Origin of the sequence: Methylobacterium sp. DB0501, from assembly GCF_011043735.1 — a bacterium.
Classification (GTDB): domain Bacteria; phylum Pseudomonadota; class Alphaproteobacteria; order Rhizobiales; family Beijerinckiaceae; genus Methylobacterium; species Methylobacterium alsaeris.
The window spans coordinates 88506-103490 of sequence record NZ_JAAKGV010000006.1 but is presented as its reverse complement, the minus strand read 5'-3'; the positions used below and the strand labels follow the sequence as shown (position 1 = coordinate 103490).

General features: G+C 72.0%; 12 protein-coding genes. 5 read left to right on the top strand and 7 right to left on the bottom strand.

The genetic code is table 11. The annotated features are described in order from the left end of the window. Positions 1-20: 20 nt before the first annotated feature. The 4 genes from G4G93_RS10640 to G4G93_RS10625 all read left to right on the top strand — a co-directional run bounded on the left by G4G93_RS10640 (position 21) and on the right by G4G93_RS10625 (position 5185). The gene (locus G4G93_RS10640; RefSeq protein WP_246736681.1) at positions 21-1253 is read left to right on the top strand and encodes a glycosyl hydrolase family 8; all 1233 of its coding nucleotides are present in this window, start codon (positions 21-23) and stop codon (positions 1251-1253) included. After that, positions 1238-3184, top strand: coding sequence for a hypothetical protein (locus G4G93_RS10635; protein ID WP_165083931.1), 1947 nt, complete (start codon positions 1238-1240; stop codon positions 3182-3184). The genes G4G93_RS10640 and G4G93_RS10635 overlap by 16 nt, the downstream gene beginning before the upstream one ends. Then, positions 3181-4272, top strand: a complete 1092-nt coding sequence (gene bcsN / locus G4G93_RS10630) for a cellulose biosynthesis protein BcsN (protein ID WP_312891877.1) — start codon at positions 3181-3183, stop codon at positions 4270-4272. The genes G4G93_RS10635 and bcsN overlap by 4 nt, the downstream gene beginning before the upstream one ends. A 343-nt stretch (positions 4273-4615) precedes the next feature. Further along, positions 4616-5185: a PAS domain-containing protein gene (locus G4G93_RS10625; RefSeq protein ID WP_165083929.1), complete on the top strand. Its 570-nt coding sequence runs from the start codon at positions 4616-4618 to the stop codon at positions 5183-5185. Between the two features lie 120 nt (positions 5186-5305). Here G4G93_RS10625 and G4G93_RS10620 read toward each other — a convergent pair whose 3' ends face one another. The 3 genes from G4G93_RS10620 to G4G93_RS10610 form a co-directional block, all read right to left on the bottom strand. Further along, a complete protein-coding gene (locus tag G4G93_RS10620) occupies positions 5306-7042 on the bottom strand; it encodes a thiamine pyrophosphate-binding protein (RefSeq protein ID WP_165083927.1) in 1737 nt (578 codons plus the stop codon). A gap of 184 nt (positions 7043-7226) precedes the next feature. After that, a complete protein-coding gene (locus tag G4G93_RS10615; protein ID WP_165083925.1) occupies positions 7227-8813 on the bottom strand; it encodes a class I adenylate-forming enzyme family protein in 1587 nt (528 codons plus the stop codon). 150 nt (positions 8814-8963) lie between these two features. Then, entirely contained in the window at positions 8964-9983 is a 1020-nt protein-coding gene (locus G4G93_RS10610; RefSeq protein WP_165084271.1) for a TRAP transporter substrate-binding protein, read from the bottom strand. 192 nt (positions 9984-10175) lie between these two features. On the opposite strand from G4G93_RS10610, the gene G4G93_RS10605 reads away from it, so the two are divergent. Continuing rightward, the gene (locus G4G93_RS10605) at positions 10176-10895 is read left to right on the top strand and encodes a GntR family transcriptional regulator (RefSeq protein WP_165083923.1); all 720 of its coding nucleotides are present in this window, start codon (positions 10176-10178) and stop codon (positions 10893-10895) included. A 220-nt stretch (positions 10896-11115) separates the two neighbouring features. On the opposite strand, the gene G4G93_RS10600 is transcribed toward G4G93_RS10605, so the two are convergent. Genes G4G93_RS10600 through G4G93_RS35870 form a run of 4 tightly spaced genes read right to left on the bottom strand, consistent with a single transcriptional unit; the run spans position 11116 to position 14983 of the window. Further along, a complete protein-coding gene (locus G4G93_RS10600) occupies positions 11116-12252 on the bottom strand; it encodes a sulfate/molybdate ABC transporter ATP-binding protein (protein WP_165083921.1) in 1137 nt (378 codons plus the stop codon). 1 nt (position 12253) lies between these two features. Next, complete coding sequence (gene cysW, locus G4G93_RS10595; RefSeq protein WP_165083918.1) at positions 12254-13150, bottom strand: sulfate ABC transporter permease subunit CysW; 897 nt, start codon at positions 13148-13150, stop codon at positions 12254-12256. Beyond that, positions 13143-14012: a sulfate ABC transporter permease subunit CysT gene (gene cysT / locus G4G93_RS10590; RefSeq protein ID WP_165083916.1), complete on the bottom strand. Its 870-nt coding sequence runs from the start codon at positions 14010-14012 to the stop codon at positions 13143-13145. Before cysT ends, cysW begins: the two co-directional genes overlap by 8 nt. Further along, complete coding sequence (locus G4G93_RS35870) at positions 14009-14983, bottom strand: sulfate ABC transporter substrate-binding protein (RefSeq protein ID WP_246736692.1); 975 nt, start codon at positions 14981-14983, stop codon at positions 14009-14011. Before G4G93_RS35870 ends, cysT begins: the two co-directional genes overlap by 4 nt. Positions 14984-14985: the final 2 nt, after the last annotated feature.

Below are 14985 nucleotides of genomic sequence, written 5' to 3'. Positions count from 1 at the left end.
GAACCCATGAGGTGGACAGCATGAGGCGCCCGATGCTCCTCGCCGCCCTGCTCCCGCTTCTGGCCCTCCGGGTCCAGGCCCAGGCGCCGCAGCCCGACCCCGCGGCGGAGCCTCCGCAGCTGACCCAGGCAGGACCGGTGCAGGGCGGGCAGGAGGCGACCCCCGTGCCCCCCGCCACCGCGGTGCCGAGCCTGCCCCGGCCGACGCCTCCGGCGGGCTCCCCGGGCGAGGCGCCCCGCGCCGCCGGGCCGGCGCTCGCCGGCAGCCTCGGCGACGATCCTTCCTGGCGCGCCTACCGGGCCCGGTTCGTCACCGAGAAGGGCCGGATCGTCGACACCGCCAACGGGCTGATCAGCCACAGCGAGGGCCAGGGCTACGGGATGCTGCTGGCGGTGGCGGCGGGCGACCGGGCCGCCTTCGAGCGGATCTGGGGCTGGACCCGCGCCAACCTGATGGTGCGCTCCGACGAGCTGCTGGCCTGGCGCTGGGCGCCGGACCAGCGCCCGGCGGTCGCCGACATGAACAACGCCACCGACGGCGACATCCTGGTCGCCTGGGCGCTGACCGAGGCGGCGGAGGCTTGGGGCGAGCCGTCCTACCGCACCGCCGCGCGGCGCATCGCCGTGGAGTTCGGCCGCAAGACGATCCTGTTCCGCGACACCCACGGCCCCCTGGTGCTGCCGGCGGTCGCGGGCTTCGCCGCCCGCGACCGTGCCGACGGGCCGCTCGTCAACCTGTCCTACTGGGTGTTCCCGGCCTTCCAGCGTCTCGGCATCGTCGCGCCCGAATACGACTGGGCCTCGGTGATCCGCAGCGGCGTCGAGATCCTGCGCCGGTCGCGCTTCGGCCCGAGCAGCCTGCCGACCGAGTGGATCTCCGCCCGGGACGAGGCGCTTCGCCCGGCCGACGGCTTCCCGCCGCTGTTCTCCTACAACGCCATCCGGATCCCGCTCTACCTCGCCTGGGCCGGCATCGGCCGGCCGGAGGACTACGCGCCGTTCCGGACCCTGTGGGGCGGGATCGACCGCGAGCGCCTGCCGATCGTCGATACCGGCGACGGCCGCCCGGTCGAGTGGCTGACCGAGCCGGGCTACACCGCCTTGCCCGCCCTCGTCGCCTGCGCGCAGGACGGCACGCCCTTCCCCGAAGGCCTGCGGACGATTCAGGACGGGCAGAACTACTATCCCACCACGCTCCACCTCCTCGCCCTGGTCGCGGCCCGGATGCGCTACCCCTCATGCCTCAGATCGTGACCACCCCCCTGGCGGTCCTCGCCATCGTGCTCGCCGCCTCGCCCGCTCTCGCGCAGGCGCCCGAGGCCGCCCCGCGGGTCGTCTACGGCGACGGGGCGCGGGCGCCGGCGATCATGGTCGATCCCGAGACCTCCCGCACCCCGGGCATGGTCGACGAGAGCGCGCTGCGCTACTACGCCTCGCAGAAGCAGACCGCTCGGATGAAGGCGGAGATCGCCCGCCTGAAGCGGCTCTATCCGGGCTGGACCGAGCCGCCGGACCTCGACAGCCTGCAGCCGAGCCCGCCCGAGGAGGCGCCGCTCTGGGACCTGTTCACCGCCGGCCGCCTGCAGGACCTGCGCGCCGCGATCAATGCCCGCCACTCCCTCGATCCGGCCTGGCAGCCCTCCGAGGAGCTGGCGCGCAAGCTGCGCCGGGCCGAGTTCCGCTCCAGCGTCGCGGCGGCTTCGGGCAAGAATCCGGAGGAGATCGTCGCGCTCTACCGCGGCGATCCGGGCGCCCTCGACCCGGCCGACGTCGAGAGCATCTGGACCATCGCCGACGGGCTGGCCGCCACCGGCGCCACCGAGGACGCCTTCACGCTCTACAAGTCGGTGCTCGACGGCAATGCCGATGCGGGGGCGCGCCTCGCCACGATCCAGAAGGCGATGGCCCACATCAAGATGGACCAGGCCGAGCGGCTGATCGCGATGGGGCGGCAGGACCAGGCGGGCCAGTCCGAGTTCGACCCGATCCGCCTCGACATCACCCGGGCGCGCATCGCCGCCTTCCTGCACGACGAGCCGGCCCAGACCCCCACGCTGTCCGACCTCACCGCCTTCCAGGCCTATGCCCGCAAGGCCGCCGAGCCGAGCCAGACGGGGCTTCTCGGCTGGTACGCCTACAAGCGGCGCCAGTTCCGCGAGGCGCTGGAATGGTTCAAGCAGGCGATCGCGCGCGGCGGCGACGCCATGGTGGCGCACGGCCTCGCCCACACCCTGCGCGAGCTCAACATGATGCGCGAGGCCGAGGAGGTGGCGTTCGCCTGGCGCGACCGCTTCGTCGGCAACGAGCTGCTGTTCATCGATCTGCTCGAACGCAAGCTGACGCTGGCGAGCCCGCCCTTCATCGAGCCGGCCCGGATCGAGCGCTACGCCCGGGTCGTCAACGCCACCGCCTCCGGCGAGGGCGCCCAGGGGCTGGCCTGGTACGCGTACAATTCCTGCCAGTTCGACGCCGCCCTCGAATGGTTCCAGCGGGCGGTCGCCTGGATGCCGAGCGAGAGCACGGTGTTCGGCTACGCCCTGACCCTGCAGCGGCTGAGGCGCCAGCGCCCCTATCTGGAGGTGGTCAACCGCTACGACGGGCTGTTTCCGAAGGTGGTCGACCTGCTGTTCCGCGAGAGCCAGGGCGGGCCGCCGCTCCCTTGCGCGGTGCAGGCCGCCGCCTCCGCCCCGGCCGGCCGGAGCCCCGCCCCGCCGGCCGGCGCCCCGCGGCAGGAGCCCCCCGCGCCGCAAGCCTCCTACGGCCGCGTGCCCCGGCCGGATGCCCCGGGTGCCGGCGGCCGGGCCGAGGCGGTGCCGGCGGCGGTCCAGCGCGGCGAGTTCCCCCTGGCGGTACCCCTCGACAACCCGTTGCGCTATCCCCCCGCCGGACTTCCCGCCGCCTCGGGCACTTACGCCCGCGAGCCGGCGACGCAGGCCCCGCCCCTCGTGGCGCGCCGGGTGCCCGGCGCCGGGGCGATGCCCTACGAGCGCTACGGCTACGCCCTGCTGCCCGGCTATAACGGCCTCGACAAGCCGGAGGGCCTGGGCGCACCCCCGCCCGGGACCCTGTGGCAGGACCAGCAGGGCGAGCGCAACCGGTCGGCGGCGCCCGAGAGCGTGCGCTTCTCGGTGCCGGCCCGCACCACCTCGGAGCGCACGCTGCCGCCCGAGAAAGGGTATCCGTGAGCGGCCGCACCCTCGCACGCCCCTTCGCCCGCCTCTTCTCGCGCTTCTTGGCGCTCGCCCTGGTGGCCGGCCCCGCTCTCTCCTCTCCGGCCTCGGCCCAGACGGTCCCGGCCCTGCGGATGCCCGGCGCCGGCCGGGTCGCAGCGGTGATCGAGACGCGCCAGCGCGACGGCTTCGACCAGCGCATTGCCTACGAGGGCGGTGACGGGCGCAACCACGCCGAGATCGCGCTGCGCACCGAAACCGGCGACCTGCTCCTCGCCTTCCCGCCGCGCCTCGCCAAGCCGAGCGAGTTCGGCATCGCCGGCGAGATCGCCGTGCGCTTCCCCGGCGAGGCGATGCGGGTGGTGGCGCCGCGGCGCAACGCCTACGGCCCGGTCGGCATGGCGCTCGGCGTCGACTGCCTCTACGCCTGGCAGTGGTTCGAGCGGCCGCGGCCCGGCGCCCAGGGGCAGAGCCGCGACGGCCTGCTCGGCCTCGCCGATCCGTCCGCCCTGCGCCGCGCCCTCTCGCTGCGGATCCGGCTCTGCCGCACCGCCCAGGCGAGCCTCGACCAGCTCGTGGCGGCGGTCGAGCGCCTGACGATCGCGCTGCCCGCCGACGGGATCGCCCGGCCGGTCCCCGCCCCGCGCCCGCCGCCCCGCCGGCGCCCACCCCGCCCCGCCCCGGAGGCCCGCAAGGCGCCCCCGCCGGATCGGACCTCGCCGGAGCGGCCGCCGCAGGAGCGCCCCGCGCCGGATCGGACCTCGCCGGAGCGGCCGCCGCAGGCGGAGCCGGCGCCGACACGCCCGACCGTCCCGGTGCCGCCGGCCGAGGGCGGGCGCCGCTACCTCGCGCCGAGGGCTCCGGACTCGCGGGCTCCGGACACCAGGCCGGCCGAGCCCCCGCCCGCCCCGGAGGCCGCGCCCCGCGGCGGCTCCCAGCGCTACATCACCGACGGCCCCCAGCCCGCCGAGCCCCCCGGCGCCACCCCGACGCCGAGCCCCGCCCCGAACGCCGTCCCCGGCCGCGGCACCGGCGAGACCCTGTCGCGCGACCTGCCGCCCGAGGCCTACCGGCCGCCGCCGGAGCGCGGCCCAGGGCGGTAGATCCAACGGCCCAGGATGCTGCCGCATCGATCCGATCTCGGGCGAGCCCGAGATCGACGGGGCCGTCGACCCATCTCGAACTTTCGCTGCCGAGGTTCGATGCCGAGGTTCGATGCCAAGCCCGGAAGTCCGGGACCGTGTCCTCGACGAGCCGGGAGCCGCTCCGTTGGAGAGCGCCCGGCCCGCAGCGTTCACGGGAAGACCCGGGTTGATCACGAAGGCGTGATCCGACTGCCACTCCTGCGTGTTCTCCTGGTTGGATTACCCTGGGTTGTCGTTCGGGATGCGGGGGTGGCGGGTGCCAAGGTCGGACCATGTGCCTCGGAAGGCGTCGCACGCTCTCGTGGCGACCGATTTCACTGACCTGACCGGCAGCTGGGTCTGGGACATCCCGGCCGACCAGGTCTATGCCGACGACGCGGCGGCCTTCCTGTTCGGGCTCGATCCGGACCAGGGGCAGACCGGCTGCCCGGTCGACGCCTTCGAGGCCGGCATCCACCCGGACGACCGGGAGGCGGTGGCGTCGCTGTTCCGTGCCACGGTCGCCACCGGCGGCGTCTTCGTCGCCGAGTACCGGACCTGCCCGCGGGACGGGTCGGTCCGCCGGGTCCTGGAGCGCGGCCACTTCTACCACGACGCGGCGGGGTGCCCGCGCCGCGCCCACGGCATCATCGTCGACATCACCGACCGCAAGCTCGGTGGCGGAGGCTTCGCGACTCGCCAGGCTCAGGGTGACGACCATCCGGCCGATCATCCGCTCGAGCGCGCGGCCGACCTCTGCATGGCAGCCCGGCAGGCGGTGCGGGAGGCCAACCGTCCCTTCCTGCTCAAGCTCGTCGACATGGTCTTGCTCGAGCTCGGCCGCGAGCTCAAGGGGCTGATGGATGCCGAGCGCCGGCGGCGGCTGAGTTGAGTCGGACCGCGGCGGCCGTGGCCGCCGGCCCGCGGCACCCCGGGTGAGGGACGGTCCGCGGATGTCCCCGTCCGCTCCGGGACGGGGACGCGCTTCGTCCGATGCCGCGAGGGCGAGCGCCTACACCGCCTCCCCGCGCCGCCGCCGCTCGGCATCGTCCCAGGCGGTGAGGGGCTGGTAGTCGGGCACGAAGCCGAGGCCCTTGCGGGCATCCGACGACACCGCGACCTGCGAGGTGGCGACGTCGATCAGCGCCGGGGCGTTGGCCAGCGCCCGCTCGATCGCCGGGGCCAGATCTTCCGGCCGCTCGACCCGCTCGCCATGGGCGCCGAGCGCCCGGGCCATCCCGGCATAGTCGGAATCGGCGAGCAGCGTGCCGACGACCCGGCCGCCGTAATTGAACTCCTGATCGTAGCGCTCGATGTTCCAGGCGGCGTTGTTCGACACGATGATGACCGGCTTCGCGCCGTGGCGGACCGCGGTGTCGATCTCCATCGCGTTGATGCCGAAGGCGCCGTCGCCGGTGACGCAGATCACCTGCCGGTCGGGATGGGCGAGCGAGGCCGCGGTGGCGTAGGGCACGCCGATCCCGAGGCAGCCGAAGGCGCCGGCATCGAGATAGGTCCGCGCCTCCAGGCCGACCCGGGCGAAGCTCAGGAGGTCGCCGCCATCGGCGACCGCGATGTAGTCGGGCGACGCGACCTGCCGGATCGCCTCGAAGATCGCCGCCGGGTGGACGCGGCCGTCCTCGCCGGTCTGCGGCACCGTCGCGCCGGTCGAGCGCTTGACGTGGCGCGCCCGCAGGCCCTCGGCCCAGGCCCTGTCGAGGGCGGGCGCCCGGTTGCCGGCGGCCTCCACGATCGCCGCGAGCGCGAGGCTCGGCGTGGCGAGCAGCTCCGGCTCGCCGCGGCGGTTGTCGACGAGCTCGCCGGCGGTGTCGGCGATGCGCACGAAGCGGGCGCTCGGGAATACGGCCGGCGAGCCGTAGCCGAGCTGGTAGTCGAGCTTGCGGCCGACCACCAGGACCACGTCGGCCTCGGTCATCGCGGCGGCCCGCATGGCGCCGACGGTCGCCGGATGGTCGGCCGGCACCAGGCCGCGGCTCTCCTGGGTGTCGAGGTAGACGGCGCCGAGGGCGTCGAGGAGGCGGACCAGCTCGGGACCGGCCGTCCTGGCGCCGCGGCCGCTCACCACCAGCGGGCGCTTCGCGCCCCACAGGACCTCGACGGCCTTCGCGACTCCGTCCGGATCGGGCGGCAGCACGCGGGGGGCCTTGGGCCGCATCCAATCGTCGAGCACCAGCTGCGGCGGCACGTGGGCGCGCAGCACGTCGGTCGGGATCTCGATGTAGACCGGGCCGGGCTCGCCGAGATCGCCCATGGCGCGGGCCACCGCCTCGTCGAGCTCGCGGATCACCTGGTCGGCGACCCGGGCGGTGCGCGACTGGCGGGTGACCGGGCGCAGGATGTCGACGTGCGGGATGTCCTGGAGCGGCCCGAGATTGGCCTGCGGCCGCGAGGTGCAGCCCCCGATCAGCAGCACCGGGACGCGGGCGAGCGAGGCGTTGGCGATGCCGGTGACGCAGTTGGTGACGCCCGGCCCGGCGGTCGCCATGCAGACCCCGAGTTCCCCGGTCAGCTCGGCATGGGCGTGCGCCATGTGGACGGCGGCACCCTCGTCGCGCACGTCGACGATGCGGATGCCGAGGCGGGCGCAATGGTCCCAGATCGGCTGGATATGCCCGCCCTGGAGCCCGAACACCCGGTCGACGCCCCGCGCCTTCAGGAACTGGGCGATCCAGGCGGCGCAGGATTGCGCGTCGGCGTTGAGGTCCTGGACGGTGGCCTGCTGGCTCATGGGTTTCTCCCTCCCGTTGTGTTGTTTTCCCCTCCCCCGGCGATCCCGGGCCTGCCCGAGATCAGTGCGAGTTGTGGGGAGGGGTCAGGGGTGGGGATGACGCCGGATCGAGCGCCGGACTTCTCCGGCACAACCCCCACCTCCAGCTCCTCCCCACGAGGGGGAGGAGAGGCGTTCTGTTCTCTTAGGATCGGGGTGGCGGCAGCGACGGCCCCTCCCCCCGCACCAGCCTTTCCTTCAGCTTCCGGTGCAGGTTCTTGCCCGTCGCCGTGCGGGGCATCGCGTCGTCGGCCATGAACGAGACGGTCCGCGGGCGCTTGAAGCCGGCGAGCCGGTCCTTGCACCAGCCGAGGATCTCGCCCTCGCTGGCTGAGGCGCCGTCGCGCAGCACGATCACGGCGTGGACGCGCTCGCCCCAGGTCTCGTCCGGCAGGCCGACCACCGCCACGTCGTGCACCGCCGGATGGCTGCCGAGCAGAGCCTCGACCTCGGAGGGATAGATGTTCTCGCCGCCGGAGATGATCATGTTGCTCTTGCGGTCGACGAGGTGGATGAACCCGTCCGCGTCGCGCCGAGCCATGTCGCCGACGGTGCAGTATTCGCCGCGGAACGCCTCCCTGGTCTTCTCCGGCAGCTTCCAGTAGCCGTCGAACAGGTAGGGATTCGAGCAGAACAGCTCGCCGGCCTCGCCGTCGGGCACCTCGTTGCCGGATTCGTCGAGCAGCCGGATCGGCGCCGAGCCGACGCATTCGCGGCCGACCGAGCCGAGCTTGGTGAATTGCTCGGGCGGGTGCAGCATCGTCGCCCAGCCGACCTCGGTGGCGCCGTAGAGTTCGTAGAGCCCGGAATTCGGGAAGAACTCCATCACCGCCCGCTTGGTGTCGGGCCGGGCCGGGGCCGAGGAGATCATCAGGCGGGTGATGCGGGTGAGGTCGTAGCGCGCCGTCGACTCCCGGCTCAGGCCCAGCATCATCGCGTAATGGGTCGGCACCAGGGAGGTGAAGCTCGCCCCGCCCTCGGCGAGCGCCCGCACGCAATGCTCCGGGTCGAAGCTCTTGCGGGAATAGACGCCGGTGACGCCGCCGCAATAGCTGAACGCTCCGAAGAAATAGAGCGAGTTGGCGTGGCACATGGGCATGACCAGCAGGGCCGAATCGCGCCGGTGGATGCCGAGCTCGATCTCGGTGATCATCGACAGCATGGCGGCGCCGCGATGCGAGCGGATCGCCCCCTTCGGCTTGCCGGTGGTGCCCGAGGTGTACATCAGCATCCACGGATCGGCCGGATCGACGGCGGTGCCGGGCTCGTCCTCGCGCGCCTTCCCGATCAGGTCCTCGTAATCCGAGAAGCCCGCCGGACAGGGCGTCCGCCCGAACCACACCACGCGGGATTCGGCGACCGGCAGGTCGGCGCGGATCTCCTCGATCGTGCCGGCGAGCTCGTCCTGGAGGATGAGGGCGGAGACCTCGGCATCCTCCAGGATGTAGCGCACTTCCCCGCCAACCAGCCGGAAGTTGATCGGCACCGCGACGAGGCCGGCCTTCGCCATCGCGGCGTAGATCTCCAGCCACTCGACGCAATTATAGGCCAGTACCGCCACCCGCTCGCCCTTTCGCAGGCCGAGGCCGAGCAAGGCATTGCCCAGGCGGCAGGCGCGGGCGTTCCACTGCCGGAACGTCATCTCGCGCTCGAGGTCGCGCGCGCCGATCCGGTCGGGCTGCAGGCGCGCCTGGACGGCGAGCATCTGCCCGGGCGTGAGCACATCCCTCATCGTGGTCGTCCTCGTCTGGTCTCTCGGTGCGAGATGGATTCGGTATTCTCGACGGCCGTGCCACCCTCCGTGTCATCCCGGGTTCCGCTTTCGCGGCCCCGGGATGACACGGTGAAACTCAAGCCGATTTGTATGCTCTGGTGATCGTGCTCAGCCGATATCCCCGGCATATTTCTGCACCAGCGCCCAGGCCTCCGGCCCGAACTTCTCGCGCCACTGGCCGTAGAACTTCGTCGCCTTGAGCGCACCCTGGAAGGCGGCCGGATCGGTGGTGTTGAACACCAGCCCCCGCCCCTCCAGCTCCTTCCGGGTGTCGCGGTTGGCCTGGGCGATGTCGTCGCGCTCCTTCAACGCCGCGGCGTTGAGGTGCTTCTCCATGATGGCCCGCACGTCGGCCGGCACGCCCTTCCAGACGCGGCCGCTCGCCATCATCCAGAACCCGTCCCAGGCGTGGTTGGTGAGCGAGCAGTATTTCTGCACCTCGTAGAACTTGGCGAAGTTGATCAGTGCCAGCGGGTTCTCCTGCCCGTCGGCGATCCTGGTCTGGAGCGCCGAATAGGCCTCGCTCAACGGGATGCTGACCGGCGACGCGCCGAGCGCCGAGAACATCGAGACCCAGAGCGGCACCACCGGCACGCGGATCTTGAAGTTCTTGAGGTCGTCGGGCGTGCGGATCGGCTTGGTGCTGGTGGTGATCTGGCGAAAACCGTTGTCCCAGGTCGTCTCGAACGGGACGAGGTTCGCCTTCTCGATCGACTTGCGGATATAGCCGCCGACTTCGCCGTCCATCGCGGCCCAGACCTTGTCGTAGCTCGTGAAGGCGAAGCCGATGCCGGTGAGCGAGGTCGCCGGCACCAGGGTCGAGACCACGGTGCCCGGGAAGGTCGCGAGTTCGAGCGCGCCGGAGCGGATCTGGGACAGCATGTCCGAGTCGCTCCCCAGCTGGTTCGACGGGAACAGGCTGATCTCGACGGCGCCGTTCGTTTCCTGGCCGATCGCCGCGATCGCCTCCTTGAGGCGCACGTTCACCGGATGCGGCACCGGCAGGTCGGTGCCGAGCTTGAAGGTGAGCTTCTGCCCTTGCGCCAGCGCCGGCCGGGGAAAGCCGGCGGCGATTGCTGCGGCGGCACCGAGGCCGGAGGCCAGCAGGTGGCGCCGGTGGAGACCCATCGGGCCGGGGGTGCTGGGGCGGGGGTGGTTCATGGCGTTTCTCCCTCGACCGAATCCCGATGCCGTCATTCCGGGAGCTTCCCGCCGCGGCATTTATTGAATTCAGAATTCGAATTTCGAATTCGGTATTGCACGAGCCTCCGGTTTGCGCAACACGTCCGGAACGAGTTTTCGCGTGAAGGGGGATCCGGCATGGCCGGCGAGTCTGATGCCCGCCAGCTGACGCGCCACCGGCTCGTCGAGCAGGTCTACGGCGCGATCTTCAGCGAGATCACCGAGGGGCGGCTGCCGCCCAACGCCCGGCTGATCCAGGACGAGCTGGCGGAGGCCTACGGGGTGTCGCGCCAGCCGGTGCAGCAGGCGCTGCTGCTCCTGCGCAACCACGGCATCGTGCGCGACGCGCCGCGCCGCGGGCTGGTGGTGGCGCCGCTCGAAGCCGCGTTCGTGCAGAACCTCTACGAGGTGCGCGGCGTGCTGGAGGGCCTGACGAGCCGGCTCGCCGCCGAGCGCAACCCGGCCCGTGCCGGCCGCGAGGGCCCTCCCCTGGTGGCCGCGGGGCGCGCGGCGGCGCAAGGAGGCTCGGTGGCGGAGCTGATCGAGGCCGACATCGCCTTCCACCGCTTCCTCGGCGACATCGCCGAGAACCCGATCATCGTCGAGACTGCGGCGCCGCATTTCAACCATCTGCGGCGGATCATGGGCGAGGTGCTGCGCGAGGACGAAACGATGCCGGCCCGCATCTGGGACGAGCACGCGGCGATCCTCGACGCCATCGCGGCGGGCGAGGCCGAGACCGCCGACCGGCTGTCGCGCCAGCACATCGCCCGGGCGGCCACGATCTTCGTCGAGCGGCTCCAGGCGCAGGAGGACGCGTTCGCCCTGGAGGCGCGGAGCCGGCGGGTGCGGCGGTAGGCGCCGGCATCCTACCGATGCGATCTGCCCACGGAGGTGCCACCCTCCGGGTCATCCCGGCGCTCGCCGAAGGCGAGAGCCCGGGATCCCAGAACCGCCGGTGGTTCTGGATCGAGCGGAGCGCGGTTCGTCCAGCCTCGAAGGCTCGGCGATTCTGGATCCCGGGCTCCGCTTCGCGGCCCCGGGATGACCTTGAACTCGGTAGAGCGGTCGCGCGAGATTATCCCCGCGGAAACACCCGCGCCGCGCCCACCGCCAGGGCCACCCGGTCGCCCGGCTCGTAGACGTCCGTCACCTTCACCTCGACCGGCGCCTCGGCACCATCCAGGAGGATCTCCGCCACGGTGCCCCGCCCGGTGCGGCGCCACTCGCGCACGGTGCCCGGCAGCGTGCCGGGCCCCTGCCCGACCGTGAGGTCCCACGGCCGCAGGCAGAGATCGACCGGCCCTTGCGGCCAGCCGGCCTCCGCGGCGATGACCGGGCGGCCGGCGACCCGGACCTCCCCGCCCGCGACCTCCGCGGCCAGGCGGGCGGTCTCGCCGACGAAGGACATCACGAAGCGCGAGGCCGGATGGTCCTGCACCTCGTGCGGCGCGCCGACCTGCTCGATGCGGCCCTTGTTGAGGATCGCGATCCGGTCGGCGAGCTCCAGCGCCTCGTCCTGGTCGTGGGTGACGAAGATCGTGGTCTGGCCGGTCTCGCGGTGGATCTCGCGCAGCCAGCGCCGCAAGTCCTTGCGGACCTGGGCGTCGAGCGCCCCGAACGGCTCGTCGAGGAGCAGCACCGAGGGCTCGACGGCGAGAGCCCGGGCGAGCGCGACGCGCTGGCGCTGGCCGCCGGAGAGCTGGCCGGGATAGCGCTTGGCGAGGTCGGGCAGCTGCACCAGCTCCAGCAGGCGCTCGACCCGGCGGCGGATCTCGTCCTCCTTCGGGCGGTGGGCCCGGGGGCGCGAGCGCAACCCGTAGGCGATGTTCTCGAACACCGTGAGGTGGCGGAACAGGGCGTAGTGCTGGAACACGAAGCCGACGCCGCGGCGCTGCACCGGGATGTCGGTGGTGTCCTGCGAGCCGAAGAACACTCTTCCGCCATCCGGGATCTCGAGCCCGGCGATGACGCGCAGCAGCGTCGTCTTGCCGGAGCCCGACGGACCGAGGAGGGCCAGAAGCTCGCCCGGCTCGATCGCCAGGCTGACGCCTTCGAGGGCCGCCGGGCCGGGGCCGCCGTAGCGCTTGACGATGCCGTCGACCCGCACCGCCGTGCCGGCATGGTGCAGGCGCTCGGCGGAGGCCGACTCGACCGGGCGGGCGGATGCCTCGCGGCGCAGGGACAGGGCGGTGGGAGCGAATCCTGCCGTCATCTCAGTGGGCTCCGCGTCCGGCCAGCGCATCGGCGTGGCGCCATTCCAGGAAAGACTTGCCCGCCAGGGTGACGAGCGCGAGGAGCGCCAAGAGCGAGGCGATCCCGAACGCCGCCACGTAATTGTACTCGTTGTACAGAATCTCGACGTGGAGCGGCATGGTGTTGGTGAGCCCCCGGATGCGGCCGGACACGACCGAGACGGCACCGAACTCCCCCATTGCCCGGGCGTTGCACAGGAGCACGCCGTAGAGCAGCGCCCAGCGCACGTTGGGCAGGGTCACGGTGCAGAAGACCCGCCACGGGCTGGCGCCGAGGGTCAACGCGGCTTCCTCGTCGGTGGTGCCCTGGTCCTGCATCAACGGGATCAGCTCGCGGGCCACGAACGGGAAGGTGACGAACACCGTGGCGAGCACGATGCCCGGCACCGCGAAGATGATCTCGATCCCGTGGCGTTGCATGAACGGCCCGAACAGCCCCTGCGCCCCGAAGATCAGCACGTAGATCAGGCCGGCGACCACCGGCGAGACCGAGAACGGCAGGTCGATGAGGGTGATGAGCAGGTTACGGCCGCGGAAGTTGAACTTGGCGATGGCCCAGGAGGCGCACAGGCCGAACACCACGTTGAGCGGCACCGCGATCGCCGCGACGAGGAGCGTCAGGCGGATTGCCGCGAGCGCATCGGGGTCCGTGAAGCTGGCGAGGTAGGGGCCTAAGCCCTTGCTCAGCGCCTCGACGAACACCACCGCCAGGGGCAGCAGCAGGAACAGCCCTAGGAAGCCGACCGCCGTCAGCGTCAGCGCGATGCGGACCGGGCGGGGCTCGGTCAAAGCCGCGTGCCGGCCGCGGGACCCGCGGGACGCGGGTCCCTGGATGGAGGGAACGGTGGTCTCAGACATGCCCGAACCTGCGGCGGCTGAAATCCTGCAAGAGGTTGATGGCGAGGAGCGCGGTGAAGGACATCAGCAGCATCACGGCGGCGATGGCCGTGGCGCCGGCATAGTTGAACTCCTCGAGCTTGATCACGATCAGCAGGGGCGCGATCTCCGAGACGAAGGGAAGGTTGCCGGCCACGAAGATCACCGAGCCGTACTCGCCGACGGCGCGCGCGAAGGCGAGCGCGAAGCCCGTCAGCATCGCCGGGATCAGGGGCGGCAGGATCACCGTGACGAGGGCCCGGAAGCGCGAGGCGCCGAGGATCGCCGCGGCCTCCTCGCTGGACTTGTCGATCTCGGCGACCAGCGGCTGCACCGTGCGGACGCAGAACGGTAGGCCGACGAAGACGAGGGCCACCAGGATGCCGAGCGGCGTGTAGGCGACCTTGATGCCAAGCGCCATCAAGGGCTCGCCGAGCCAGCCGTTCGGCGCGTAGAGGCTGGCGAGCGCGATGCCCGCCACGGCCGTCGGCAGCGCGAAGGGCAGGTCGACGAGCGCGTCGATGATGCGCCTTCCGGGGAAGCGGTAGCGGGTCAGCACCCAGGCGATCAGGAGCCCGAACACCGCGTCGATCGCCGCGGCGGCCAGCGACAGGCCGAACGAGGTCTTGAGGGCCGCGAGGTTGCGGGCATCGGTGACGAGCGCCCAGAGACCGGCCGGGCCGACGCTGGCGGCGCGCAGGAGCAGCACCGCCAGCGGCAACAGGACGATCAGGGTCAGGTAGGTGAGCGTGATCCCGAAGGTTAGGCGGAAGCCGGGAAGCGCGCTCGGTCGCCGGAAGCGGGCCGCTCCCCGCCCCGCGGGCAGGGCCGCGGCTTTGCTCATTGACGGGACTTCAGGATGGCGTCGAACACGCCGCCATCGTCGAAATGGGTTTTCTGGGCCTTGGCCCAGCCGCCGAACTCCTCGTCGATGGTGACGAGCTTCAGCTTGGGAAAGCGGGCGAGATCCGCCTTGTCCGCCGCCGCCTCGTCGCGCGGGCGGTAGAAGTTCTTGGCGATGATCCGCTGCGCCTCGGGAGTATAGAGGAATTGCAGGTAGGCCTCGGCCTGCTTGCGGGTGCCCTTCTGGTCGACGTTCGCGTCGATGAGCGCGACCGGCGGCTCGGCCAGGATCGACAGCGAGGGCACGACGATGTCGAACTTACCCTTGCCGAATTCCTCGTCGGCCAGGAACGCCTCGTTCTCCCAGGCGATCAGCACGTCGCCGAGGCCGCGCTGCACGAAGGTGGTGGTGGCGCCCCGCGCACCCGTGTCCAGCACCGGCACGTTCTTGAACAGGGCGGTGACGAACTCGCGCGCCTTGGCGTCGTCGTTGTTGTTCTTCGACAGCGCATAGGCATAGGCGGCGAGGTAGTTCCAGCGCGCCCCGCCCGAGGTCTTGGGGTTCGGGGTGATGACCTGGATCCCCGGCTTCACCAGGTCGTTCCAGTCCTTGATGCCCTTCGGGTTGCCCTTGCGGACCAGGAACACGATGGTCGAGGTGTAGGGCGTCGAGTTGAACGGCAGGCGCTTCTGCCAGTCGGCCGGCAGCTTCTTCGAGCGGGCGGCGATGGCGTCGATGTCGCTGGCCAGCGCCAGCGTCACCACGTCGGCCGGCAGCCCGTCGATCACCGAGCGGGCCTGGGCGCCGGAGCCGCCATGCGAGGCGCGCACCGTCACGGTCTCGCCGGTCTTGGCCTTCCACTCCTTGGCGAAGGCCGCGTCGATCGCCCGGTACAGCTCCCGGGTCGGGTCGTAGGAGACGTTGAGCAGCGTCTGCGCGCGAGCGGGGGCCGGGGCCCCCGCCTGCGCCAGGA